The organism is Prevotella denticola (genome assembly GCF_900454835.1).
Lineage (GTDB): Bacteria > Bacteroidota > Bacteroidia > Bacteroidales > Bacteroidaceae > Prevotella > Prevotella denticola.
Genome location: NZ_UGTM01000001.1, coordinates 164,289 through 191,176 on the forward strand (window position 1 = coordinate 164,289; position 26,888 = coordinate 191,176).

Here is a 26,888-nt window from a genome sequence, read left to right on the forward strand (position 1 = left end):
GGAAATAGTAAAGCCCTGGCTTGAGAAAGTCGGGGCTTTGTGCAGAAAAAGAGAATATGACCATTTGGACACACTCTCGTTCTTATTGAGTGATCCCATTTTATTCGGAAGTTTGCCATACATACTTGAATTTCTTTATTATTCATACTCTGCAAAGGATTCTGCTCTCATATCGACTGCCTTTGGTACACATACAAGAGAACTTCAATGAGTTTCTCGTACTGTCATTGCTATTTACTTATCAGATTCTTATACACAACAGACCGCAACAGCTCGTCTTTTCGCTGCTTTGAGACGGGAAGTTCTTTCCCGCCCATGAAAATCCGCCCTCCCGAAATGGTATCTATATGGGATATGTTGACAAGAAAGGAGCGGTGTGTTCTGAAAAAGGCTTCTCGGGGCAACATTTCTTCTAAAGACGTCATGGTTTGGTGAATGGTCAAAACCCTGTCCTCGAAATGCAGTCTTACGTAGTTCTGCATACCCTCCGCGTAAAGAATGTCTTCCCATGCAATCCGCTTGAAGGAATCTCCCTGCCTGATATACATGCCCGGAGCCGTTGTTTCTTCGCGTCCGCTTTGCAGGAGAAACATCTCCCGTGCTTTCGATACCGCCTGAAAGAAGCGCTGAAAGGCAATGGGTTTCATCAGATAATCTGTAACGTGCAATCGGAAACCATCGAGCGCATATTCCGAATATGCCGTGGTGATGATGGTCAATGGCGGTTTATCCAACGACTCCAAAAAGTCCAATCCGGAAAGACGGGGCATGTTAATATCCAGAAACATCAGATCAATCTCTTTGTTTCGGAGGATTTCGGCTGCCTCCGACGCCGACGAACAGGAAGCGGCAACTTCCAGAAAATCCAACTTTCCGATATAGTTCGCAATTCCTTTTACGGCAATCGACTCGTCGTCCACCACCAAACATTTCATCCTGTACGGGTTCGTTTTCAATATCATTTCCACCATCGGTTTAGAAATCAATTACAAGTTTTGTATGATAGCAGTTTTCCGTTTCATCGATTGTCAAGTCATATTTTCCGAAACAGAGTATATCCAACCGCTCTTTTATGTTTTTAAGTCCCCTCCCTCCCGTATCTGTTCTTCTTGCAGGCAATGCCGGTTTAGAGTTTTTTACTTCAAGAAAGATGGTACAGCCCGCCTGCCGCAGACAAATATCGATATATCCCTTTTCCATATCAGCACCGGCAACATGCTTGAACGCATTTTCCACAAACGCAATGAAGAGCAATGCCGGGATTTCCACCTGTGCGTTTTCAATCTCCCACGAACACGACACCGTGAGCCTGTCGTCCCGGCGCAACTGCTCCACGGCAATGAAATCTTTCAGGAATTGCACGTCCTCGCCGAGCGTTACGCTTTGCCTGTCCCCGCTATACAGCTGATAACGCAATATCTCGGAATACCTTATCAGCAGTTCCGACGCCAGTTCCACATCGGTCTGCATCAGCACGTGTATGTCGTTCAGCACGTTGAACATGAAGTGAGGCGTCATTTGATGCCTGAGCGTGCACAACCGATATTCGGCAAGCTGCTGCTGCGACCTGACATATTCCAAAAAGAAACGCAGTCCACAAATGGCGATATTGATGATAACACCCGCCGAAACAGGTACGAAAAAGGCGTAAGGTTGCGTTGCTGACAAGTTGAAACAGCCTGACACGAGAAACACTCCCGCCTTTTCCAAACCGGAAAACAGTTCGATGCAGCTCACGAAGACAAGTCCCACAACCAGCGATAACGCGACAAACTGCCCGGCAAACCGCCCTGCTTCTTTCTGTTTCATGGCTCGCAGCAGCAAAGGTCCGCTCAGGTAGTTGGCAACAGGGCATATCGTAATGATCAGAAGTGCAGCAAACAGCACCGATTCGAGTGCCGACGCCGTTTGCGGCATCACCTGAAGCCAGAAAATAAAAAACATCAATATCCAAAATGGGATAATAATGTATCGGTCTTTTTTTATCAAGTCGATATTCATACTGCAAAGTTAACGGATTAAATGAAAGATATATTATTATTCGTCAAAGGTAAAGCTGTGATTCGTCAAAGAGATTTTGGCAAATGGCGGTCGGACATATAACTTTGTGGCAGATTATTATTATTATTCATTCATAAATACCAAGATGAAAAAAATATTGCTTTTAGAATTAATGATGACTGCCTGCACGGGCTTAAATGCCCAAATCATGTTCAAAACCGAATATTTCGGAGAATCGGATTATCGAATGACAGAAGGCGATACGGACAGGAAAGTGGGAAACAGCAAAGGTTCGGCGGTTGTTTATCAGGGCGGTGTCAATATTCCGCTGTCGATGAAACTCGATGAAAACGAACGCCCTACCATGTGGGCACTCAGTGTGGGAGGAGCATATGTAAGGCTCGATAACAAAGGTTTCACGGAGCCTTTGGTCATCGACGAGATAATGAACCTCGGCCTGAGCCTGAATCATTTAAGGCCTTTGAATGACAGATGGTCGATGCTCACCACCGTCGGAGGCGGCATTTATATGCCGAGCACTAAGCTTTCCAAAATCAGGTTCAAGAACGTTTTAGGCAGTGTGGGAGTGGTTTTCATCTATCATCTGAAACCGAATCTTGAATTGGGCGGGGGGATTGTTTTGAATAACTCCTTCGGTTATCCGATGCTGTTCCCCGCCTTTTACCTGAACTGGGCGACGGCTGGAAAATATACCGTAAAAATCTCGATGATGGACGGTGTGGAAATGTCGGCGGGATATAATGCGAACAGGCATTTAAGTCTGAACATCGTGGCGGAAATGAAGGGACAAATGGCGCTGATGGTGCAGGACGGAAAAGACAAAATCTTCTCCCACCAATACATTATCGCCGGCTTCCGCCCCAAAATAAAACTCGGCAAACGCATCTCTATTCCCCTCACGGCCGGCATTCATGTCATACGCCCTGCGGAAATCACTGACAGGAGCTTAAAGAGTATGTTTCGGGACAGGTCATGCTATTTCCAAGTATCTCCTTATGCTTCTGCCGGTTTGAATATCGAATTTTAGCCGATGATAAGAAGTTGCCTTTCTATGCAATTATATCTGTGTGCTAGCGATTGAAGTGTGTCCCATCATCTTGGCGATACTCTCAATAGGAATTCCCGCACTCAAAGCAAGCGTACCGAATGTATGGCGTGCCATGTGCCAGCTGATGTGTTTATTGATTCCTGCACGCTTTACCCACCGTTTTACTGATTTGTAACAGCTCTCATAAGTGGGTAAGTTGAAAATGGATGAATCTAAGTTTTCTGGATCTTCTCCTATCAATGAAAGCAAACCATCGTTCAAAGGGATAACCACACCGCTATTGGCAGAATGTCCTTTGGTTTTATTCTGCTCAAACTTCAAAAGATGGTTGGTATAGTCGATATTCTTATAGGTTAAGTCTTTCACATCGCAGAAACGCAGACCATAATACAGGCGCAAAGGATAAATGCTCGTCACACATTTCAAACCGAGTAAAATCATTAACTCGTTTATTTTCAGGTGTTTTCTTATTTTGCAAAGATACTAAAAAGTCTTGAAAATCAAAGTGTACTATCTAACAAAAAACAGGCAAGAATAGGCTAATTTAGCAAAAATAAGAAAAACTCAAATTACTGATTATCAGTATTATATATTCTTTTCGTTTCTCTTGTTTTCACTATCTTGTACCGAGTCTGGTACCACAAGCCCCTTGTAAATCACTGATTTACAAGGGGCTTTTCTTTTTTAATATGTACTAAAAGTGTACTTTGTAACAAAACAAAGAAAAAGGTGTACTTTTATAGTTTTTCGCCACTTAGTTTTATGTTTAATTAACGACAACTCTTCCCTTTTATTCTGTTTTTTCCCCTTCCTTGGCTTTTTCTCCAACGAATGCCCTATCTTTGTAAACAATACCTATCTTAGAAAATTGCAAAAATGGAAAATGACAATCTAAAGATACAGCTTGACAGTATTCAACGAATATTAAACTACTGCATTACTCAGACCTACAATGTGCTCATTGGAAATATTCTGAGGAAAAAGAGCTGTGTAAGCAATATGCAGTTTAAAGAGATTTTGCAAAAAGAATATATCCGAATGACCGATGAACTATCTTCCATTTATCTGAATTATCCTGCCCTTGTATGTGTAGAGGAGTACTACAATGAAGGCGACTTTTTATGGGAAAGCTCCTTCTTTGAATCACTGACCAAAGAACAAAAACAGAAATATGCCTCATTCTCTGTATCTTCGTTTGAATATGCGAAATACATTGAGACACACACCTTATATAATGATGTCCTGCCGATGTTCTCGTATCTTGTTGATGCAATTCTATATGAACGATACGCAAAATATCTCATGGCAGAAATAGAACGAATTGAATTGACAGAGGTACAAACTGATCGGTCTCGCTCTTCTGTCTTGGTAAACGATGAACCATGTGAGCAGAAAAAGAAACCGGTCATCGTTGGTAAAGGAATAAATCCATTTCAATCCGAGTTTACAGAAGAGCAAATTGAGATTCTTACCGCTTGCATCAACGAAATCCAATTATTCACGACCCACATATCTGCCAAGATACTCAAAGACTTTTTTGCTTGTAAACTAAAAGGTGTTTTGAAATCAAACAACAATCGCCAGCTGGCATATCTCATGCAAAGTCTTAATCTTCGAGGGTTCATTACTGATGAATGGCAATCTGCGATTGCTCGTAATGAACTTGTCTTGGGGAAAACAAAAGATACGCCACTGACACGCACCGACCTTTCCACCGCAACAGACCAAATCAACATGAAGCAGCCGAAAGGATGGGAAATCATTGATAAATACATCAAACAACTGAAAAAAGGTTGAGCATAGGTTGATACCTCAAACATTGCTCAATGCCAATTACTTTTATCGTTTCTAATTTTGCCCTCGTTAACGAATAATTAGCGAAGGTGCACCTTCATATTGTTTAATTCAAAATGTTTGCAATATGGACAAAACATTAGAGACGCGAGTTGAAGAACTCGAACAACTGGTTTTCATGAACAAGAACGTGCTTAGCTTCGAGGAAGCAAGCAAGTTCTTAAATCTTTCCAAGAGTTATCTCTACAAACTTACTTCTGGAAACTTGATACCACATTACAAACCACAAGGAAAGATGCTTTACTTTGAGAAAGCTGAACTTGAAGCGTGGCTACGGCAGAACCCAATTAAAACTTCTGCACAGATAAATCAAGAAGCCCAAAGGTACATCATGGCCAGCAAACCTTTAATGCAGAAGTAACTTATGGCACACGAAGATTTTATCCGTGTTGGTACAACCTTATACAAGATTGTGAACCAACCACGCATCAATGGCGGTTTCGTCAAGAAGCGTATTGTGTGGAACAATGAGACATTACGGCAGGACTATGGCAAAGACTTCATCGCCACAGTCCCAAAGTATGACGGCTTTTGCACTGTTCCCAACCATGTGAACTATCAGCCTGTGGTCGATAAGTTTCTTAATATCTATGAACCGATAGGGCACCAGCCAAAAGAAGGAGAGTTTCCACACATCGAGTCCCTGATACATCACATCTTCGGGGAACAATATGAGTTGGGCATAGACTACTTGCAGTTACTCTATCTCCAACCCGTGCAGAAACTTCCCATCCTTTTGATGGTTTCAGAAGAAAGGAATACAGGCAAGAGTACATTCCTTAATTTCCTTAAAGCTGTCTTCCAGAACAATGTAACTTTCAACACGAATGAGGACTTCCGTAGCCAGTTCAATGCTGATTGGGCAGGAAAACTGCTTATCGTTGTGGACGAAGTTTTGCTCAACCGTAGGGAAGATAGCGAGCGGCTCAAAAACCTTAGTACGACACTTTCTTATAAGGTGGAAGCAAAAGGCAAAGACAGAGACGAAATTTCCTTCTTTGCCAAGTTCGTGCTCTGTTCCAATAACGAGTTACTCCCAGTTATCATTGACGTGGGAGAAAACCGATATTGGGTAAGAAAAATAAACAGGCTTGAGAATGACGATACCGACTTTCTGCAAAAGTTGAAAGCCGAGATTCCTGCCTTTCTTTATTTTCTGCAGCATCGCACGCTATCTACCCAAAAGGAAAGTCGTATGTGGTTTGCACCCAAGCTGACTTTTACACCCGCTCTACAGCGTATAATACGCAGCAATAGAAACAAGATAGAGTTAGAAATGTCCGAGCTCTGCTTAGAGGTAATGGAGCAGATGGTGGTTACCGAATATTCTTTCTGTATCAATGATATGGTGTGCCTACTAAACAACACAGGCTGCAAGGCTGATAAAAGCCAAGTCCGAAGGATTGTACAGGATATTTGGAAACTTTCGCCGGCTCCCAACAGCCTTACCTATCTCACCTATCAGATAGACTACAATAGCTTCAGGAACTATTCGCCCATCAAGCGGACAGGTAGATATTACACCGTGACCAAAGAACTACTCACAAACATTTAATCATTTATTTTGATGAAATGATGAAAGAAGCATATAAATTCCTGATTGGCAACATCTTGCTCATTCATCCTTTTGCTCATCAGTATAAAGGAATGATGAAAGAGGTATTCTGTACTATCCAAAAGAGAAATATATCAAGTTTCTCTTTTGGTTGGCTCCTTTACGTGAGTTGCGACCCCATTTCCCGATTTTGTTAAATCGGTAACACTTTTGTCCGCACAAAAGTACAACTTGCTAAACAAAGGCAGGTATGCAATAAAGGAGAAATCTCTGTATTTTGGGAAAAGGTTAAAAAGCGAGATAGGGAAATAACGAAGTAATGAAATCGAGATTTTGGCACTTCTAAGAAGCATAAAAGTATATTCTACTTTGGTAGGCATTGTGATGAAGCTACGATGAGTACATAAGTCGTTTATAACGAGTAGATTATGTTTCATTTCATCAAATCATCAATTTTTCAAACCATTCAACTTCACTGTAATATGAACATTCAAGAAATTAAAACAATAAAGCTGCAAGATTTTCTTGCGAGTCTGGGACATACACCTATCAAACAACAAGGTAACAAGTTGTGGTATCTCTCTCCCTTTCGTATTGAGCTCCAAGCTTCATTCAAGGTAAATACAGATCTCAACCAATGGTATGACTTCGGGATAGGAAAAGGTGGAAACATCATTGCTCTGGCAGAGGAACTGTATAAGTCTTCCGATGTGTCCTATCTTATTAGGCAGATAGAGCGCAATGCCCCAGCCTGTGTGCATCCCTTATCTTTTCCTCATTCAAAGAAGGAATCACCGCAACACACACAACCCTTTGAGAACTTAAAAGTTCTACCTTTAGCGCACCCTGCCCTTATCAGATATTTACATGAAAGATGCATTGATATGGAGGTAGCTACCACTGTGTGTAAAGAACTTCATTACGACTCTAATGGTAAGCATTATTTTGGGATAGGTTTTCCCAATAGCGCAGGTGGGTATGAAATACGCAACCCATTCTTCAAAGGCTGCATTGCTCCAAAGGATATTAGTGTTTTCTATGCCCATGAGTCGAAGAAGAATTGTTGCCTTTTCGAGGGCTTTATGGACTTTTTGTCTTTTATGACATTAAGGAAACTGAAGAATCCGCAGCGGACGGGGTTAAGCCAACAAGATTATGTGGTACTCAATTCTGTATCAAATATTCATAAGATTACAGAGAAATTGTCGCATTACGACAGCATCCAATGCTACTTGGATAATGATGATGCAGGCAGGAATGCTTATCAACAATTAGCCAAAGAATTAGGTGATTCTGTTTCTAATTGCTCCACGCTATACAATGGCTTTAAGGACTTCAACGAGTACCTATGTGCAGAAATTAAGCAACCAGAGAAAGCAGAAGTAAAAAGAAACAAGGGGTTTGGATTATAAATGTGGTAGATGCCTTACATCTTCTATTTTTCGGGGAGCAAGTTTATGTTTTGGGCATACCCAAACCACTTGCTCCACCTCCCAATATAGGTGTAGAGGATTATCCCGCTGGTCTCCATCAAATCAATTAAAGAAACAATTATGACTAAATCAGAATACAACAAAGGCGGTCGTCCAACCAAAGGCGCAGCCGAAAAAAAGAAATACCGCATCACGGTAAAACTTACCACTGAGGATTACTATACACTCAAAGGCAAAGCCATAAGCGCAGGAATATCCATGAGTGAATTTGTAAGAAAAGTTCTCGATAAAGGAAATGTGATTGAACGCTTGACCATTGAGCAGGCTGACTTCATCCGCAAGCTGTGTGGTATGGCAAACAATCTCAATCAGTTGGCACATCGTGCCAATGCGGACGGCTTCTATGCTATTGCGCCCTTCCATAAACTTATCCTTGCCAAGATTGATGAAATCCTAAATTTGATACGAAGATGATAGCTAAGCTTATGAAAGGTTCAGGCTTCAAGGGTGTTATTAACTACATCCTCGATCCGAAGAAGGGAACGGAACTTATAGATAGTTCGGGTGTAAGGACAGATGATATTAGCCACATCATTCAGAACTTCATCGACCAAACAAATCTAAACCCAAGAGTGAGTAAGGTCGTCGGACATATCTCCTTGAGTTTCTCCACACAGGATTCTCTCAAATTAAGCAACGAGTTCATGACACAAGTCGCTCGTGAGTATATGGAGAAAATGGGGATAAAAGATACGCAGTATATCATAGGTCGCCATTTTGACAAGGATCATCCGCATGTCCATATTGCTTTCAATAGGATAGACAATCACGGCAAGACCATCTCCGACAAAAACGACAGATTCAGAAGCGAGAAGATTTGTAAGGAACTGACCACTAAATATGATTTATACTTTGCCAGTGGCAAGGAAAAAATCAAGGAACACCGCTTGAAAGAACCAGACAAGACCAAGTATGAGATTTATCAGGCTTTAAGGGAAAAGATTCCTAAAAGCAGGAATTGGAAATCATTACTCGCTCACCTGAGAAATGAAGGGATTGATGTGCGCTTTAAGTATAAAGGCAATACACAGGAAGTGCAAGGCATTATCTTTGAGAAGAACGGCTACCACTTCAATGGCTCAAAGGTGGACAGGAGTTGCAGTTATTCCAAGATTGATTTTGCCTTGCAGCAGAATAACAAAGAAAACTGTCAACAGGCACAAGGAACCGTCAATCTTATATCAGATGTTGCAGATGCTACGAGCACACTTGTCAATGACTTCATCGAGGGAGGATTAGATCTATTTCAGTCTCACGGCACACTCCCAGCAGAAGTTTACAATACACTTGAGAAAAAGAAGAAAAAGAAAAAACGTAAAATACATTTATAACTATGGCAGATAATAATACATTTGTCCTCTTTGAGGAAATCAAGAATAAGTTGGAAATAATTTATAAGGAAGTAAGGGAACTTAAAGAAAAGGACATCAGTTCTGTTTCTCTTCCTACATCTACTGTTCCAGCGCAAAGTAATGAACTGCAGGATCAAGAATTGCTCAATCAGTACGAGCAGAGAACAAAGGAAATACTCAATAAGTATATCGCAATACAAATGCGCATCAAGGATGAGGAAGCCAAATCCATAGACAAGTTGATGGCAAGTGTCTTGACCATGCTACACGAGTGGCAGGAACAGAAAGAGCAGCCACAACCGCAGGAACATATCCATAAACACAGCTTTGACATCAAATCGTCTAAAGTCTTTACCTATGTGGTTATAACCGCAGTTGTGTGTCTTGTTTCTTTGGTCAGCAACTTTTGGTTGTGGCAAAGCAAACAGCAATATAAAGATGATGCCTTGAAGTTCCGAATTATCAGAGTGTGGCGAGGTTGCAGCCCCAAGGAAATCCTATGGCTCAACGATGTGTTTGATATTCATCGAAACGAAACTGCAATCAAAAATATCAAGAAGAAAGCTGATAGCTACGATTTGGAATTAAAGCAGAAAGCAGATAGTCTGATGCAAAGGAAACTGAAGTAGCCTCATATGGAACAAGCCCAACCAAACAGAATACTTGGTTGGGCTGGTTATATCACTTTTTCCATCGTCTTTGACACTGTGATCTTCATAACTACTTCTACTTGTCAAGAAATTAGGCATAAAAAGCTATTATGGTAGATATAGTAAAAGAAGACATCCGGAAAATCTATTCTTTAATATTCCATGACATACAATTAAAGGCTCCTCCATATTTACTAATTAGATAAGGAGCAGGTATTTGTATTATCTTTTGGCTATGAAATAAAGACTGTAAATACTCTAAGGCTATACTATCAGTTTTTAAATTGAGTCCAGGCACCAAAATTACCTTAGATGTTTGCAGAAAATTAATATAAGCCCACGAATCATTGATAGTATAAGGTAATGGAAGTTCATGCACAATATAGCCATTCTCCTCTAATATCTTTCTTATTCGCTTTCCATTTCTTGGAGCAAAATTGGTATAGTCTGCCATTAATAATTCTTTGTCTTTTACAAATCTTACCATACCATCTGTATGGCCACACTTATCTTGCGACCTGTTACACCAAGGAAGTATTATTATCTCTGTTTGGAAAGCTTTTTCTAAGCGATAGATTAATTTTAATTTATTTTGATAAGTAAGTGAACAAAATTAATTTACACAAAATAAATATATGTAATTTCCGTTCTACTTTTTTGAGTTATGGGAAAACCAAAAGTATTGGGGTTAGCCGAGACAGAGCGTCTGGCACTCGATAGAGGATTTCGCTTTGGCGAGAAACATTGTTTCCGTATGCGTTGTCGTGCAGTATTACTGAAGTCGGAAGGTCTGTCATCAGTAGCCATAGGTGTGCAAACGGAAATGAGCCATGTAAGCGTAAACGCTTGGGTAAAGCGTTTCAAGTCGGAAGGCATAGAGGGGTTGAAGACTTGTTCCGGACGGGGTCGGAAACCTATTATGGACAGTTCAGACGAAGAGTCGGTACGCCGTGCAATAGAGCAAGACAGGCAGAGTGTGAGCAAAGCCAGAGCAGCATGGGAGCAATCCTCAGGCAAAGAGGTAAGCGACGCAACGTTCAAACGTTTTTTATCAGCATTGGCGCAAGATATAAGCGAATAAGAAAACGCCCAAGGGGAGTCCCCTCGCCGCAACTCTATGAATACAAGGTCGAGAAGTTGCAAGAACTTGAGAGACAAGCGTATGAAGGACGCATCAGGCTCTATTATGCTGACGAAAGCCACACTTGCACAGAAGGATATGTCCCTTACGGCTGGCAACTGCGAGGGGAAGATGTTTACATCCCCTCCCAAAGAGTGGCACGTCTCAATATTTTTGGAATGATAGATAGAGACAACCGCTACAAGGGTTTCACAACATCCGAGAAAATGACAGCAGACAAAATTGTCAGTTTCCTTGATGAAATCTCGTTCAATCTGAGGATGGATACATTTGTCGTCCTCGACAATGCTTCTGTCCATCGAAACAAGAAAATCAGGGAACTTCGTCCTATATGGGAACAAAGGGGACTCTTCCTTTTCTATCTGCCACCATACTCGCCACAGTTAAACATTGCCGAGACACTGTGGCGCATACTCAAAGGCAAGTGGATGAGACCACAGGATTATATAACTTCTGACATGCTGTTCTATACAACCAATAGAGCTTTGGCGGATATAGGAAAAGGCTTGCGTATAAACTTCTCTAAACATGTCGCTTAATTTTGAACAGTTACTTATTGTGGGTTCTCTATAAATATCTTTTCTGTCATTAGAACATGATACGGAGTCTTAACGACATTACCACCATCAATAGTAATATCTGAGAGATTAATAAACTTGTTATCATTGAGATTGAGAAAAGATAAAGGTTCGTCTACATTCGTAATAAACTCACGTTTTCCCCTCTTATTCAAATAGTCTGGCTTGTACTTATACTTTACAAAAGTATTATCCGTAACCTGTATTGGCATATAGTCACGACACCAATAATCTGCAGTCTTACACAAAACATCTACATGTATCTGATAGTCTTGTAAGACAGACTTCACCGCTTCGTACAATTGCCTATAATCATTGGCCAAATGAACCGAGAAGTATACACTGTTGGTTTGACTTGATAATATCATACCCTTCTTGCTTTTAGTAAGTTTGTTAGCAGATGATAAGGTTCTTTTCGATAGTATCGCCATGGTCGGGTATCTTTCTCTGGTGACTTTATAGAGGTTTGATTTCCATTGTTATCAATGACGAATTTATTAATATTAATGCGTGGGACTGCTACAGAACAAACTGATGGCAGTATTTGTAATTCTGGTAACCATTCCATTTGGATAGCCGACTTTAATGTATCATTGTCTGGCTCCATAAACTGGAGATAGTCATAAATATACGAGCTTGCCATCCTCTTATCTCTATTTAAATTTGCTTTATTACTTCGCTCATTTCTATCAACGACATTAAAGGTTTTGATTAGAATGGATGCGCGATATTCGCCTTCTTTCTCAAAAGTAATATCCAGACCAAATTTATGCAAATAGAAACTTCCTATCTTCAAATATGGTGTATTCACAGTCCTATAATCTGCATCATCTAATTTATTTCGATGAAACATAACAGGATCATGAACAAACTCTTGATTAGCCGACTTCTCTACATGAAAATAAAATTCTATAGAATGGGCATAAATCTCAAATCTCCTGTTTATTAACAGAAATCCACCAAATAATAAGGTGTCTGCTACCATGGAAAATTGTTCTTCTAATAGTTTCTCTCCTATTAAATTTCTTAAACAATCGGGATTTACTTCAACATTATGCTGAAACTGTTTTAATGCAAGCAATAAATTCGTTTCCATATTTCTATTCTATAATTTCCCAGAAGCCGCTTTTATCCGAGCCGACTCTACGAAGATACTTGCCACGCATAAATTCAATATTACGCATGATTGTACTACCACTCAATCCTATAATAGAAGCCATTTCTTCCTTTGTAATATAAGGGTTTTCTACCATCAGTCGTAAAATAGAGATACGGTTCGCTGTAAGTTTATCCTTCTGTTTGGCTGCTTTTGCTATTAATCTATCTATAGTATCATTGGAATTTACAGTTGCATTTTCGGCATTTACAGTCGCGTTTTGAGCATTTACAGTATCTTTTGGACTATTTGTAGTTGCATTTACAGTTGCATTTTTGGTATTTACAGTCGCATTGCCATTGGTTATAGACCGATGTATAACTTTTGGAACTGTAATTTTAAGGATAAAATCATCCAAATGATATGTAGGGATTGGCGACCTATTAGCTTCCAACTCTCTACACACACGATCCACACCCTCACCAAATTCTTTCACAAAGTCGTACGCTTTGAGGAATTGGGCAATTTTTGGATTGCGAGAGAAGTGCGTATGACGTATGTTTGTAGGTTTGACCGTTCCAGGTAATCTGCCCGGAGACTCGAACACAAGCCGATCATCAAGCATTTTGATTTGAATTTCCGTACCCTTAATATTGTAGGCACGGTGGCAACAAGCATTGACAACCATTTCTTGAATTACAAACTTTGGGTAATCCCTATTGGTAACGAACTGTCCATGCTGTCCAAGGAAAGTATGCTCTTCCACTTGGGTTTCAAGATAAGCTATCGTGGCTTTTACCTGATCAAGTATCGTTCCTTCAAAGGTTACATCCTTTATCACATTCATTTCTGCACCCACTCGCTCCTCTGTACCCTTATAGCGGATGAAGCGAGTTCGCCCACGAGGGAAGAACTTCTGAGGATATTTACCAAACAGCAGAATACAAGCCACACTCACCTGTTCTTCTCCCTTTGCATTTGTAGTCAAGAAGCCATTGTTCTCTTGTAGATATTGTTTTGCCGACTTGGTATAACCTATCAATTCTGTATATCTTTCAACAGCAACCATATCAATATCATCTACCGTTGCACCATACACGGCTGTATCTTCATAGTAACGCTCACCCTTGTCATACATCAGCTGTATGCGCTCTTCAAAAGACAACTTTCTACTCTTATCACCAACACGCATATAGGCTTCGTCTGCCTGATTGGCGTGTAGCTCTGAACTTGCAGGGATATGCATTAACAAGATATGGTTATCGTTCCCATTCTTATCAGTACAGGGCAGCAAGTCGCTGGTAATAGGCACAGAAGGATTACAGAAATCTAAAGGAACACGCAGTAACTCATTCAGTTTCTCTGTATGTTGAACTACACCCTCTATCTTCCTCGTCTTATCAGACACCCCAATAGCGATCGTTCCACCATCAGCATTTGCAAATGCCACGATGGTGATAGCCAATGCTTTAGGATCAATTTGAATGCTCTTGCAATCAAATGTCTGATCCTCCTTGCGAGTTGTTATTTCTTGTATGGTCATATTATACCTTTTTAATATCAAACGACATTTATAATCTTTTTATTTCTTCTATGGCATAATATATCCCTTATCCTCTGCTTTATTCACTATCTTCAAAAGTCTGCGGCATTGGGCAGGAGTTGGTAAAGAGCCTCTACCGATATAGGTTGCGATACTTCTGATGAAATCGCAATCACCATACGAAAGAAGTTCCTCTTTTGTTAATGCCTGATAAACGCTCATCCAGTATGGAGCACCAAGTTTGAATATCTCAACAGAGGCATCAATCTTAGAATTGAATTTATGTGCACGCTTGGCAGCCTGTTCTGTTGCTTTGGTTTCTTCTTTAGAAATCAGAGAACGTGTGAAGGCATCAGACAACGTGAACTCCACAGCCTTGAAGTCGCTCCAAGTACTAATGAGACGAGACAAACTACGCACAAGGCCACCTTCTGCCTTCTTTTCTAGATACTGATGAGTAAAAAAAGCCAATCTCAACAGCTCTGTAGCCAAAGTAGGGTATAGAGTCTGTTTGTTCCATATGCTAACCCAATCAAGGTCTGTTCCTTTCGGAAGTAGTGTCATCAACTTTGATATGGTATATGGTGTAATCTGTGCTTTGTTGCCGCCTTTCGGATACCATTCTTCCTTACTGATGAGCTTGTCAAGTTTATCAAAGATGATTATCGAGCAAACACACTTCTTGAAGAACTCGTCATTAATGCTGTCGCGGTCATTTTCATATATACCATCAATATAAGGAGCGAAAACCTTAAAGTTATCCGCAGAGCTCTTGCATACTTGGTCTGGATGCATAAGAATTGCATTGTAGCATTTTGCCAGCTTTTCTTTTGTTATCAGCTGGTCCTTGGGATTTTTCTGCTTAAACAAATCTCTCTGATGGGCATTTAGCTTCATTTGCTCCTGCTCCCACTTACCACGAGAACGCTCATAGAACCAAACGGTTTGATATGGATTGCCACCTATAGGTGGAGCCATGACTTTGCGGGAAAGCTGTTCTATCTTCACGTGGAATGGATGGTTGGAGAAGAAGTCCGCAGGCTTAACTGCATTCTGGCTGTTGGCACATTCAGAAATGGTCTTGGTCAACTCGTTGTAGTTCTGAACTTGTTCTTCCGACATATCATCATCTACATTCAGCACAGTCAACTTCATTGGCACGAACAAATTATCCATACCCTTTGGTGCTTCATTCTTGATGATAGCACTCGCCAATGCAGCAGTAGTTTGTCCTCCGTTGATTATTTGCAAATCTTTGAAATACGTAATCTTCGTTCTATCAGCAGAAAACCTTACTGAACGAGCAACAATAGCAATTCCATTATTGTAGGTAAAGAAGTTTTCTGGTTGTTTCATAATGGTGCTACGTATGCCCTTGTTCACATTGCCTCTGAAACTTAGGAAGGCACGAACATTACCTTGTAGCAATCTGCTTCCGTAGTCATAGTAAATTTTGGCAAGAAATTCTCCAGGAACAATTCCCAGATATGCATCGTAGTTACTCAGGTCACCCAAATCAGCCTTCAGGCATGGGATGCCATCGCAGTTGTAGTCTTTTGTTTCAATCTCAAGTGTCTCGCTGGAGTTAGAAACAAACGTCTGGAAAAAACGCTCTAATGTCCAAACGTTCAGTTCCACAGGTCTTCCCAAGAAGTCTGGACGCTTTAGGTTCTTAACCTGCTTGCTCAAAGTATAGTTCGATATAATGATGAACTTGAAACGCAAGATTTCCGTTGCTGTCATACCCTTACCAATCTTCTTCCTGAATTCGCTGGCAATGTTAACAGCGGGGTCTGAATCATCGCAGAAATTGCGGATGTTTCCGTTGACGGCTTCTTCAATGAAACGTTGCATATAAGACAACAGATCCTCAATTCGTGTGTTAGTCAAAGTTGGAGCGGTATCTCGTTGATTGGTGAATTCGCTGGCTATAAGAACCAATGCACCATCAGCTTCGTCATAAGAATAACCATCAAAGGCAAGTATCTGTCTTCGTGAATTCCTGATTTCAACCGACATCGGAATAGGATCACTTAGTTCCCCAATATCTTCAAGATCTGTTAGAACTCGCTCGATAAAATGACTCTCAGGATCAGAACATTCTAAGCTGGCATCGTTTCTAATCTCATCGATAAACTGTTTACGATATTCTTCAATTTCCATATCAGTTGTATTTAAATGGTTCTATTTCGGTAAGTAGCAATTCGTACTGAGCGCGGGTAATCGCATCTGGCAATAAAGATCTATGTAGTCGAGGGAAATTTTCATAATCAACCCTGTATAAATACTGATTTCTCAAAGCAAAGACAATATTGTCATTCTCATTCGAGAAGTCGAAGCCAAACAATTGCAGCTTGGCCATAAATGTTTCCCGTTGATGGGTATTCACCAGCAAGGCGATAATACTATTGACAAGTTGGTTTAGCCTGATACCTTCAAAAGAAGGACTCATTTTCTCCAGTTCATAAACAACAAGCGTCCCGTCTATGTTGCTGTCAAGTTGCTCGATAGATGAAATACGAACGCTCTCTTTGCCAAAACTGATTGTCTTGACTTCGAACCAATCTTGTTGGTCAGAGAAATCCTTATGACTCTTCTCTGGTCCCATCCAACTTTCAAGTGCCACGTCAATCCCTCTTTCTGGAATCATGTAGTCTTTCAAGAACAAAAGCTCTCCAATAAGACCCATGATTTCTGCTTCGGTTAAACGAGCATTATCAGGACGGAACAGTTGCCTCCAAGAATAGTATCGAGAGCGCAGAGTGTGGTAGGCTTTTTCATCATCATTAGTCACCTTAACTGAATCCAATAGGTCTTGGCAGAAAGTACAGAAGTACTCCAACAAGTCATTATTCTCAAGAGAGAATCGCAGAGTCAGCAAATCACCATCCTTATACTGTTCAACGGCAATAACATCAGAACTCGATATCCTTACAGGTTTGTATTTACCCCTGAAGTCAAAAGAATATCGTGCATCGTCATCGCGGCCAATATACAGGCTCAAATGACGATTATCGCCAAACCTGATGAAATTACGGCTGGGGAAATCTTCTCTAAATGTTTTATACACTTCGTTATTACTCATCGTCGTCCTCCTCTTCGGGTTCTTCACCCTCAATACTTAGTTGTTGGAAAATTTTATTGACCTGATATTTCACGGCCTTGCCCTCGTCTTTGACTCCAGGACATCCCACCGCAAAAGCCACGATACAGTCATCGCCAAGTGCTTCCTTGTATTTTCGAAGCATTTCTTCTTCTTCCCCGTCAGCATCTTTTGGCTTGATAAACATGATTACTAGCATGGGCTTTCGTTTTGGAAGGAATCTGAAATAGGCCTTGACTGGTATATCTCTTCCCTGACTATTCTCTCCGTCTATTTCCCATTGCCTGCGCTGAGCATTTTCAGCCTTCTCTATATCCTCCTTCGAAAGTGCAAAACGGCCTTCCATACTACCTGTCATAACACGACGGCGAGTACTAATCTGGATGATGTTGCGAGTGGTGTTGCAGATGGAACGTTCCATGCATTTCACTTGTCGCAGGCCTTCCACATCATAGTGCATAGGTGATTTACCGCTTTCAAACACGACATCCCACAAATCGACTCCTTCTGTCTCTTCATCTTCCAAGAAACTGATGATGTTTTTCGCATCGAAGCGAGGATTGGCCATTGAATACTTGATACCACGCAGGAATTCCACAACCACATCTTTAGGCACATCAGCAAAGTATCGTGAACTCCCGTCGGAAGTATCGTTCACATCCTTGTCTGCTTTCTTGTAATCTGTATATCTAAGCGTGTAGCCTTCTGACAAAAGGTGTGATGCAATTTCCTGAACTAGTTGCGTATTTATCTTATTGTGGTCTATCTTCGAAGTGATATATGGTGTATCGTAGATGTTTCCATAGAACGAATACATCATATCCTTGCTAACGGCTGTTCTCATCTTGTTTGATGCCGTGATTTGCAAATCATCACAGTTGTCCCTAACCTTGATACCGAAATCTTTTGGAGTCAGTTGCTGGTCAAACATCTCACGAATGTCGTTTTTTAGTTCAGCAGAAGCCCTTGCTACTTCTGCATACCACAACACACTGACATGACTTGTCCAGATTTGAAAGAGGTCTTCGTATCCTCGTCGATATCCAAACCAGCGGCCCATCTGCATCAAGACATCAAAAGTAGCTGTATTCCGATAGAAATAGCTGACCATCAGGCCTTCAAGCGTCAATCCACGAGACAAAGAAAGACCACCAATAGCAATAACTCGCAGAGATGGATTCTCCTTGTAATTCAGCGAAGCACTCTGTTTGGAGCCGTTGACCATTTTCACCTCTATCTTTTCCAATGCTGCTAACAGAACACTTTTCTGGGAAACTCGAGCAAACGTTATGTCGTTGACTTGGCTGAAATGCTTTTCCCATAGTGAACGTAACTCACCATAGAGCGGCAGATGATGGTTCTTGCTCGCGTCCTCATTGAAATTTACACGAATATCATCGAATACCTCTTCGAACCATTCAGCAACATGTCCTGTTATCACTTTCTGAACATGAATAAAGCGAGACATATTTACCAGCATGCTTCTTGGTTCCTTGCTCTGTCCCCGTAAATCACGAACAACATTTGCCAGACAGAAGCAGAGAATGGACTCGCGTAGGGAGTCAGGCAAAATGCCATTCCATTCTTTTTTGTGCTTATAATAGAATGTACCGGAATTGAGAACTTCTGGATTGTTTTGCACGAGGTCTTTGTAGGCCTCTGAAGAATAATCCAGTTCTGTGATGTCTGTAATATAACGCAGATTGCGATAGAAAGCTCCTTCGGGATAGAATAACTTGTCCGCTCCCACATAATTTGAAGGGGCTTCCAATGCATAGATGAAATGTTCTGGGAAAAGGTCTGCATGCTGCATGGTATCCACCGAATCTGGATCAATGAAGACATTGGCAAACGGAGTGGCTGTGAATCCCACATATGTAGAATTCATAAAGAGATTACATATTTGTCGGATAAGTTTGTTGGTACGAGTGGGGTCTGTTTCGTCTTTGCGTGTGTTCACAGATGCATTGTCTGCCTCATCGTCAATAAGTAGCATAGGAACATCCACATATCCTTTTATAGGGTCAATATTCTGTTCTCTCAGCCAGTTATAGAGCCGTTGTAGAACAGAAACGTTTTTCTTAATGACAAACAGAACTAATGAGTTGCTTGCCAAAGACATCGTTATTTTATTGCAGTTGCCAACAAAATCGTTGAGCGTTGACGTAACAGAGGTTGCCTTGATTTGCTTGTTGTCCATCCCGACACCAACACGTGGATATTTCTCAATCTTGCCTTCTTTCTTTAGTGTAATACCGACAATACCTTCATCAATACGCTCCTGTGTTTGTCTGCGCAAGTTCTCTGTGATTCCAGTTAACAGGATTACCACTTTATATCCTGCATCAGCAGCTTTGCATATCAGACCTGTATAGGTCGCTGTCTTGCCTGATTGTACGTCACCAATGATAAGACCTCTACGAAGTCGAGGCTTATCCAATGCATCGTTGGGATTTCCCAGACAATTCATAATGTCAGGCAATGTCACATCGTCTAGTAGATTGATACTGATACGACTTATAGAAGAATGATTGATGAGGTAATCCTTATATCTTGACCAGAAAAAGTTGTCTTGAATCTCCATATTGGAGTACCACTCACGTTTCTCGTCATAATTGTTGAATATCGCTTGCCCCTTATTGTGAACAATCTTATACTCGTACTCCATATCGATGAAGAGGCGTGTCTTGGTTACATCGTCACAATCCAGTTTCGAGAGCATAACAGCTCGATTGATATAAGTGTCTATATCTTCTGGCCTTAACTCTTTTCCTTGCGATTTGGATAGGTCGATGAAAGTCCTTGTAAACTGTTTTAGAATTGTATATTGATTATCTGTCATGTTACTGGATTTTTTCTTTGAGCAGTTTTTCTTTTGTTGAAGGATATTTACACCATGGCTCGGAATTCATTAGGTCGTTAATAATCGCTTCCCAACCGTCAGAGCGGATGTCCATCATGGTAGTTGCCAATGTTACTGCCATCTGATATACATCGTCAAGACGCTCATTGGTGTCTTCTGGTGCAGAAATTGATTCGTTGCTCTTGTCTATATACAACTGTTGAATAGGTAGGTTGTTCTCTATTTCTGTAAGAAGCATTTCCAGATAACCATAATCTTCATCGCTCATTTTGTCACGAATGAACTGAAAAAGTTTACTTTCACGATTTATTTGGTAGAAAAATGTGTTATTCCTGCCTCTTTTTCTATCCCAGATGTAATCAAGATTATCATCAACTTTTTCTGTACGCCCTCTATACGTCTGTTGACGAACAGAAAATTCAAGTGCTTCCTCCACAGCCTTTTTCAGTCTATGTAGAATTTGCTTGGGGATAGAGGCATGTTGCTTCTTGATATCAATAGACCATATGTCATCGAGCGAATTAGGAATATCCACACGAATGCGTGCGTTCTTTGTCAGTTCCGCGCGTTGCTTCATACCAAACCAAGTGCCCCATATAATCAGTCGCTTATTGCGATAGATGTAGAATCCTTGTTTTGTACGAAGATTCTCAACACCACCAATCAGTTGCTTGTCTTTTCCTTTTAACTCTGTAGCAAAAGGCAGGATGAACGGACGGATTTTTACCATTCTCTCAATTCCGTTACTGTCTTTGATATCTAACTCTATTTCTTTCTTGACCGTAGTTTTAGGATGCTGTTCCAGGAATGGGTCTAGTGGCTTTATGTCGAGTTCGTTGATGAAAATATGCAAGCGCGACGTTCCTATTTCCGACAAATACCGATGATAAATCAAAGCGAGGGTACTTTCTAATGAGGAGCACAACTCCATCAATGTCGAATATACTTGTCCGCCACTCGAATTGGATAGTACATCAAAATCCTGCCAGATGACCAATGTTCCATTTTTTTGCTCTTTTAGTTTTGCAATATACGGTAGAACATCGATTTCTCTGGCATCCAATTCCTTTATCATCCAATCCTGAGTTTCAAGAATGTAATTATAGTCCCAAGTGAAACCATTCAGTTTCTTGCCTTCGTAGCTTACGACAGTTAGACAACGGCATTGTGACAATGATGCGGATTTCATACCCATTCCAAAATGTCCAAGGTCTTCCTCTGAACGTTCTTCTTCAGCAGACAAACTTCCATAGCGCATTGCCTCAAAAAGGACATCCGCAGTCATTCCATCACCATCATCCAGTATACCCAGCGCCAATTCGTCCATAGGGTTGGTCGGAAAGAGGATGCGTATGTTTTGTGCATGTGCGCTGATACTATTATCAACGACATCAGCTACTGCAGACTCAAATGAATAGCCCATAGAGCGAAGCGACCCCATGAGTGTAGAGGCTTTGGGTATATGTCTTCTATCCTTGCTCATGTTTCTTTGTTTGCTTTAATATCTCTTGGAATACCGCTTTAGACAGCAGAGGTGGTACTGCGTTACCAATCTGCTGTTGTATGTGCATGAGTGGACCATCGAAGATGAATGTATCTGGGAAACTTTGAAGCCGTGCAGCCTCTCTCACTGATATACCTCTGTCTTCGTAAGGGTGTATGAGCATACTCTTTCTGTAATTCGATATGACAACTGAAGGCAGGTCAGCTCTCAGACGCTTGTAGATTCCGCTATGGCACCGCCTCTTGTCAGCATAGTTCTGCATAAGGTGGTCAGGAATAGCGCGCCAGTTCTGGCCTTGGTCAATAAACTTGTATCGTTCAATGACCAAATCGTTGTTTCTGGAGACATAGTTTTGCCGGGCCATGTCTGAACCTTTGCGCATCAATTGAGCATAAGGGCTTGCTTCTTCCAAAGTCAAGGTGTATGGGGCTTCATCAATCATCTCGCCATTCTGCAAAGATGGTAAATCACCAATAGCCTCTTCAACGGTTATCTTTGCTTCGTGTTTCTTTGGAAACTTGAAACCTATTCCAAGTCTGTTGCCTACCATGAAGAATCGGTTCCTGTTTTGAGGGACGCCATAGTCGGAGGCCCAAAGAATCGAAGAAGATATGTTGTCATAGCCTTCAATAGCACGGAAATAATCCTCAATCATCTTCTGCGTCTTTCCATCGTCTATGTTGGTGAGACCCCAAACATTCTCTAGAACAAACCATGCTGGTCTTATTTCCTGAACAAAACGCACGAATTCCAAGAACAGATAATTCTTCTCATTCTTCATGTTCCTGGTTCTGGTGTTCGACAGAGAGAATCCCTGACAAGGAGGGCCGCCCATTATCACAAACATGGGCTTTTTCTCGCTATGCAATGTCTTTGGGTCAATGCTTTGAATATCACCCTGTAACACCTTTGCCCCTTTATGGTTTCGCAGGAAGGTCTTTGTTGCGTGCGGATTAATCTCTATGGCAGTACTAATCCTAATACCAGCCATCTCTGCTCCGAGGCTCAATCCCCCTGCTCCAGAAAATATGTCTATTCCATATCTCATATATAATTACTTCTTACCTGATTCCAGCGAAAGTAGATATTGTTTATATTCCCTCACAAACAGTTCTCTGATATCGACCTCTAATAAATCTGCGATTTTCAGTATTGATGCAAGGTCGGGTTGTGATGTGTTTGTGCACCACTTGCTGACAGTAGATGGTGTCACTCCCATCTGTTCTGAAAGCCATCGGGCTGTGTGCTTCTTCTCGAATAACACCATCTTGATTCTATTAATATCTTCCATCTGATTGAATTTTAATGGTACAAAGGTAGTGATTTGTTTTCAATTTCTTTCATTTAAATTCAAATAATCACTGGTATACTCTTACTTTTATGCTTTTTTGTGTGTTTTGACCGCTACACTGGCAATAATATCGCTATTATTCTAAAATTCAAATAAGGAGAAGATTAAGATTCGCAATCAGCCTTTAAATTATATTTTGAATAGAATCGAACAAATACACATCTAATTCGCACAATTTTTAGTTAAAGACAACAAAAATACGCACAAGATAGAACGCAATTGCAAAGTTATTTATATCTTTGCAGTAGTTTTAACGTACTTAGCTATGCAAACGGAAATATTAAGAATCATAGAAGGAGGCTTGGCGAACGATAGGCGTAAGATCTTGGCATACTCCAATAGGCTAGCCGATCGTTTAGAACGGAAAGGAGATACGGCATTATCTCGATGCATCCGTCAGAAATTGATTGAGGGTGTACCTCAAAATGCGGCTGTTGCAGATGCGGTTCGGATGGTGCCTCTCGATGCTGACAGTCGCTTGCAAATAGTGGAAGTCATCCCTTCAGATACAGAGCGACACAAGGTGATACTTGCAGAGAGTGTAGGTAGTCAAATTAAAGACTTTATCCAAATGGTTATCCATCGTGGGGATTTGGAACTTGCAGGTGTTAACATCAAGAAAACCCTGCTGTTGTATGGTCGTCCAGGTTGCGGAAAAACCAGTATAGCGCACTATATCAGTGAGCAAACAGGGCTTCCTCTTGTGGTGGCTCGACTCGACGGGATAGTCTCATCTTTGCTTGGTAGTACAGCTAAGAACATTCGTAAAATATTCGATTATGCGAGCAGTATCCCCTGCATTCTCTTTCTTGACGAGTTCGATGCTATTGCCAAAGCGCGTGATGATCAGCATGAACTGGGTGAACTCAAACGGGTCATCAACAGCTTGCTTCAAAATATTGATGCAATGCCGTCTGATCATGTGCTCATTGCTGCGACAAACCATGCTGAATTGTTGGACAATGCAATTTGGCGTCGTTTTGTCCAAACAGTAGAAATAGGACTTCCAGAACAAACAGAGATTGAGGAAATGATTGATATATTCTCAGAGCCATTTACGTCGGAGTTGACTACCGACCCTTCACGTCGTAAGGCTTTTGCCAAAGTTGCAGAAGGATTGTCACCGTCAGACCTAAAAACAGTCTTTGATCGTGCAAAAGTAAAGTGTGTTTTAAGCAAAGAGAAGTGTATCCAGATAGAAACGCTACTCAGTGGCATTTATGATTTGAAAGAGAAAGAAAAGTCAGAACAAAACTATGTTCGATTCTTAAGCGATTATGGACTGTCACAGATCACGATTAACAAAATAACTGGCATAGGACTCAGAAAAGTAAAGGCCTATCTGTCGTTTAAAAAATAAAGATAAGAAAGGGGAATTTTACAATGAAGACATTACCAATACAATTAGTACATACACGCGAAGAGCAAGACCGTTTCTTGAAAGAAGGCATGGGCGACAACAAACTTCCCAAGTGGGCGACGCAAGAGACTGTTTCCAATCATGCGGCAATGATGTCAGAAATATTCCGTGCGGTTAAGCAAAAGTTTGATACACGTGAGGACGACGGATTGCCCATTATGATGATTGCGACCTTAGACGAACATGCCACAGCTAGGAAATCTTTCAGAGCAAATGTGCGTGCAGTTTTTGACATTCGTGAAAAGAGGAATGTTTTGGGCAAGGAAAGCCACAGGGGATTACTTGTCAAGGTGGACAACCGTGCAGATCTTCATCGAATCAATGAACGCGTATCTCAAGCAAGTCAAGCCATCGCCAGTCAGGACAGAATTTGTGGCGTGGCTGTCATTGACAACCTGAGACTATTCAGGCCAACGGTGGATAATGACATAAAAGGAGGAACTCTGAAGGTGAGAATGGTAAATTATCACGATGAACGCCTAAACAATCTGTCAGAAAGCCTTATCTGCAGGTTTGGTGAACAAATCGGTGTTACAATACGTCGTCTAAACTATACAAATGATTTACGGCTTTTCGCGGTTGAAAACGCCAACCCTGGCATAGTTGCCAGTCTTGCAACCATGGACTCTGTTATTTCCGTGAAAAAGATGCCTTATTTCGAGTTGTCTTTTTCTCCAGAACCTTACAATACGGAAATAGAAGTACAATCACCTCAGAACGGGGAAAGTTATCCAAGTGTGGGACTATTGGACTCTGGCGTTGCAGCCATTCCACACCTTCTGTCCTGGATTGTTGGAGATGATCAAAACATTGCAGGTCTTGAAGAAACCGATATTAATCGACGTCACGGAACCTCAGTGGCTGCCATTATTAACTATGGCGATGCACTACAAGGCACAGAATGGACGGGCACTTGCCCATCAATGATTACCTCCTGCATAGTCAACACAGATGAACACACCATGCATATATCCGAGGAAGAGATGATAGAGCATATCAAGACTGCTATTTCAGCAAATCCGGAGGTAAAAGTATGGAACCTTTCTCAAGGCTCAACCATAGAAGTAAGCGATGATGATTTCTCTGACTTTGCTGTAACACTTGACAGCATCCAAAAGGAAAAACATATTCTTATCTGCAAATCTGGTGGGAATATTCGTAATGAGAATCCAGAACGCACTCGCATCACACAGGGAGCAGACTCTCTGATGTCATTAGTAGTAGGTAGCATAGCCCATGAGAAAATCAATGCTCATGATTTGGAAGAAGGAAGCCGTTCCCCCTTCTCACGTATAGGATATGCTCCAGCAGGAATCACCAAACCAGATTTAGTCCATTATGGAGGCAATGCAGTCACTGGTATATATACTTTCTCCGAGACAGGTTACCAGACCGATATTTTCAAAGGAACAAGCCATGCAACACCTCGTGTCACATCTCTTGCCGCAAATCTTGGCTATCGGTTAGAACATTTTGATCCGCTTCTAGTAAGAGCACTACTGATTCACAGTGCTGGGTTCACTAGGTTGGAAGGGTATGACAATGATTCCCTTCGTCAAGAGTTAGGATTCGGAAAGCCTGCTGTTCTTGGCGATATCCTTTATAATGACTCTGATGAGTTTACAATGGTGCTTTCACCTGATTTCAACGGACAAGACTATCAGATACAAGACATTCCCTTCCCCGAAGAACTTATAGACGAGAATGGCCATTTTGAGGGAGAAATAACAGTTACAGTGGTTACCGAACCGATCTTCAAGAGTGGGGAGGGTAACGAATACTGCCAAAGTGACGTGCAAATTCTGCTTCAGACATACGACAAGATAACGTATGTTGTACTTGGTGCTGCAGGTGTGCCATCCACATATAGAAATTCATTTAGGCTGGCAGAACCAGAGAATGTACTTGTAAAGTCTAGGTATTCAAAACCGTCTTTCAGAAGCATGGATGCATCGTTGCGCACCATCATCTGTTCCGAAGATTACCATCCGATAAAGAAGTACCACATTAATCTATCACAGATGATTCCTTCAGAGAAGGAGAAATGCCTGAGAAAGGGTCGACACTGGGGTATGAGTATTAAAGCAACTTATCGAGATTCCACCCGTGCAGACAAAGAGGATGGACAAAATGTAGAAGATGTGAAAGCTGTCGTCATTCTCACTATACATGATCCTAAAAGAAGAGGGATAACCTATGACCGCTGTATGGCCCAACTATCAGCCAGAAACTTCACACACAATGATATTGCCGTACGCCAAAATTTAAATATTGTGAATGAGTAATACATTTTGAATACTTAGGCATATTTAACA

The 26,888-nt window shown here is 41.2% G+C and carries 23 protein-coding genes and 1 pseudogene; 12 read left to right on the plus strand and 12 right to left on the minus strand.

Translation table 11 applies throughout. The features are described 5' to 3' along the window. Positions 1-230: 230 nt before the first annotated feature. A complete protein-coding gene (locus tag DYH27_RS00725) occupies positions 231-971 on the minus strand; it encodes a LytR/AlgR family response regulator transcription factor (RefSeq protein WP_025068121.1) in 741 nt (246 codons plus the stop codon). Between the two features lie 4 nt (positions 972-975). Beyond that, positions 976-1,944 (minus strand): sensor histidine kinase, encoded by a 969-nt coding sequence (locus DYH27_RS00730; RefSeq protein ID WP_244595161.1) that lies wholly within the window; start codon positions 1,942-1,944, stop codon positions 976-978. A gap of 133 nt (positions 1,945-2,077) precedes the next feature. On the opposite strand from DYH27_RS00730, the gene DYH27_RS00735 reads away from it, so the two are divergent. After that, positions 2,078-3,049, plus strand: coding sequence for a DUF6268 family outer membrane beta-barrel protein (locus tag DYH27_RS00735; RefSeq protein WP_025068123.1), 972 nt, complete (start codon positions 2,078-2,080; stop codon positions 3,047-3,049). 30 nt (positions 3,050-3,079) lie between these two features. Here DYH27_RS00735 and DYH27_RS00740 read toward each other — a convergent pair. Continuing rightward, positions 3,080-3,483 (minus strand): annotated as a pseudogene (locus DYH27_RS00740) (site-specific integrase); the annotation flags it as partial. 463 nt (positions 3,484-3,946) lie between these two features. On the opposite strand from DYH27_RS00740, the gene DYH27_RS00745 reads away from it, so the two are divergent. The 7 genes from DYH27_RS00745 to DYH27_RS00780 all read left to right on the plus strand — a co-directional run bounded on the left by DYH27_RS00745 (position 3,947) and on the right by DYH27_RS00780 (position 9,953). Further along, on the plus strand, positions 3,947-4,867 hold the full coding sequence (locus tag DYH27_RS00745) for a hypothetical protein (protein ID WP_025068125.1): 921 nt from the start codon (positions 3,947-3,949) through the stop codon (positions 4,865-4,867). A 124-nt stretch (positions 4,868-4,991) separates the two neighbouring features. Then, positions 4,992-5,285 carry a helix-turn-helix domain-containing protein gene (locus tag DYH27_RS00750; RefSeq protein WP_025068126.1) on the plus strand — a complete coding sequence of 98 codons (294 nt, stop codon included), beginning with the start codon at positions 4,992-4,994 and terminating at the stop codon, positions 5,283-5,285. Positions 5,286-5,288: 3 nt separating this feature from the next. Then, positions 5,289-6,479, plus strand: coding sequence for a primase-helicase family protein (locus tag DYH27_RS00755; protein WP_025068127.1), 1,191 nt, complete (start codon positions 5,289-5,291; stop codon positions 6,477-6,479). A gap of 482 nt (positions 6,480-6,961) precedes the next feature. Next, on the plus strand, positions 6,962-7,891 hold the full coding sequence (locus DYH27_RS00765) for a toprim domain-containing protein (RefSeq protein WP_025068129.1): 930 nt from the start codon (positions 6,962-6,964) through the stop codon (positions 7,889-7,891). 141 nt (positions 7,892-8,032) lie between these two features. After that, positions 8,033-8,386: a MobC family plasmid mobilization relaxosome protein gene (locus DYH27_RS00770; RefSeq protein ID WP_006949112.1), complete on the plus strand. Its 354-nt coding sequence runs from the start codon at positions 8,033-8,035 to the stop codon at positions 8,384-8,386. Continuing rightward, positions 8,383-9,303, plus strand: a complete 921-nt coding sequence (locus DYH27_RS00775) for a relaxase/mobilization nuclease domain-containing protein (protein ID WP_025068130.1) — start codon at positions 8,383-8,385, stop codon at positions 9,301-9,303. The genes DYH27_RS00770 and DYH27_RS00775 overlap by 4 nt, the downstream gene beginning before the upstream one ends. A 2-nt stretch (positions 9,304-9,305) precedes the next feature. Beyond that, entirely contained in the window at positions 9,306-9,953 is a 648-nt protein-coding gene (locus DYH27_RS00780) for a hypothetical protein (protein ID WP_025068131.1), read from the plus strand. Positions 9,954-10,119: 166 nt separating this feature from the next. Here DYH27_RS00780 and DYH27_RS00785 read toward each other — a convergent pair whose 3' ends face one another. After that, positions 10,120-10,551 carry an agmatine deiminase family protein gene (locus DYH27_RS00785; protein ID WP_262510589.1) on the minus strand — a complete coding sequence of 144 codons (432 nt, stop codon included), beginning with the start codon at positions 10,549-10,551 and terminating at the stop codon, positions 10,120-10,122. Between the two features lie 177 nt (positions 10,552-10,728). Here DYH27_RS00785 and DYH27_RS00790 point away from each other — a divergent pair, with 177 nt between their 5' ends. Next, positions 10,729-11,055 (plus strand): helix-turn-helix domain-containing protein, encoded by a 327-nt coding sequence (locus DYH27_RS00790; RefSeq protein WP_244595163.1) that lies wholly within the window; start codon positions 10,729-10,731, stop codon positions 11,053-11,055. Continuing rightward, positions 10,971-11,654, plus strand: a complete 684-nt coding sequence (locus DYH27_RS00795; RefSeq protein WP_115337988.1) for an IS630 family transposase — start codon at positions 10,971-10,973, stop codon at positions 11,652-11,654. The genes DYH27_RS00790 and DYH27_RS00795 overlap by 85 nt, the downstream gene beginning before the upstream one ends. 403 nt (positions 11,655-12,057) lie before the next feature. Here the strand turns inward: DYH27_RS00795 and DYH27_RS00805 are convergent, their stop codons facing one another. The 8 genes from DYH27_RS00805 to DYH27_RS00840 are packed head-to-tail and all read right to left on the minus strand — an operon-like array spanning position 12,058 to position 23,093. Continuing rightward, positions 12,058-12,789 (minus strand): hypothetical protein, encoded by a 732-nt coding sequence (locus tag DYH27_RS00805; RefSeq protein ID WP_025068136.1) that lies wholly within the window; start codon positions 12,787-12,789, stop codon positions 12,058-12,060. 4 nt (positions 12,790-12,793) lie between these two features. After that, positions 12,794-14,332, minus strand: coding sequence for an RNA-binding domain-containing protein (locus tag DYH27_RS00810; RefSeq protein ID WP_025068137.1), 1,539 nt, complete (start codon positions 14,330-14,332; stop codon positions 12,794-12,796). Positions 14,333-14,380: 48 nt separating this feature from the next. After that, on the minus strand, positions 14,381-16,495 hold the full coding sequence (locus tag DYH27_RS00815; protein ID WP_025068138.1) for an AIPR family protein: 2,115 nt from the start codon (positions 16,493-16,495) through the stop codon (positions 14,381-14,383). A gap of 1 nt (position 16,496) precedes the next feature. Beyond that, entirely contained in the window at positions 16,497-17,417 is a 921-nt protein-coding gene (locus tag DYH27_RS00820; protein ID WP_029754991.1) for a PD-(D/E)XK motif protein, read from the minus strand. After that, positions 17,410-20,277 carry a Z1 domain-containing protein gene (locus DYH27_RS00825; RefSeq protein WP_029216534.1) on the minus strand — a complete coding sequence of 956 codons (2,868 nt, stop codon included), beginning with the start codon at positions 20,275-20,277 and terminating at the stop codon, positions 17,410-17,412. Before DYH27_RS00825 ends, DYH27_RS00820 begins: the two co-directional genes overlap by 8 nt. A gap of 1 nt (position 20,278) precedes the next feature. Further along, positions 20,279-21,781: an ATP-binding protein gene (locus tag DYH27_RS00830; protein ID WP_029216533.1), complete on the minus strand. Its 1,503-nt coding sequence runs from the start codon at positions 21,779-21,781 to the stop codon at positions 20,279-20,281. Beyond that, the gene (locus tag DYH27_RS00835; RefSeq protein WP_025068141.1) at positions 21,768-22,850 is read right to left on the minus strand and encodes a DNA cytosine methyltransferase; all 1,083 of its coding nucleotides are present in this window, start codon (positions 22,848-22,850) and stop codon (positions 21,768-21,770) included. The genes DYH27_RS00830 and DYH27_RS00835 overlap by 14 nt, the downstream gene beginning before the upstream one ends. Before the next feature lie 6 nt (positions 22,851-22,856). After that, positions 22,857-23,093: a helix-turn-helix transcriptional regulator gene (locus DYH27_RS00840; RefSeq protein WP_025068142.1), complete on the minus strand. Its 237-nt coding sequence runs from the start codon at positions 23,091-23,093 to the stop codon at positions 22,857-22,859. Between the two features lie 385 nt (positions 23,094-23,478). Between DYH27_RS00840 and DYH27_RS00845 the strand changes: the two genes are divergently transcribed. Beyond that, a complete protein-coding gene (locus DYH27_RS00845; protein ID WP_244595133.1) occupies positions 23,479-24,513 on the plus strand; it encodes an AAA family ATPase in 1,035 nt (344 codons plus the stop codon). Between the two features lie 23 nt (positions 24,514-24,536). Then, positions 24,537-26,858 (plus strand): S8 family peptidase, encoded by a 2,322-nt coding sequence (locus DYH27_RS00850; protein ID WP_025068144.1) that lies wholly within the window; start codon positions 24,537-24,539, stop codon positions 26,856-26,858. The last annotated feature ends 30 nt before the right edge of the window (positions 26,859-26,888 follow it).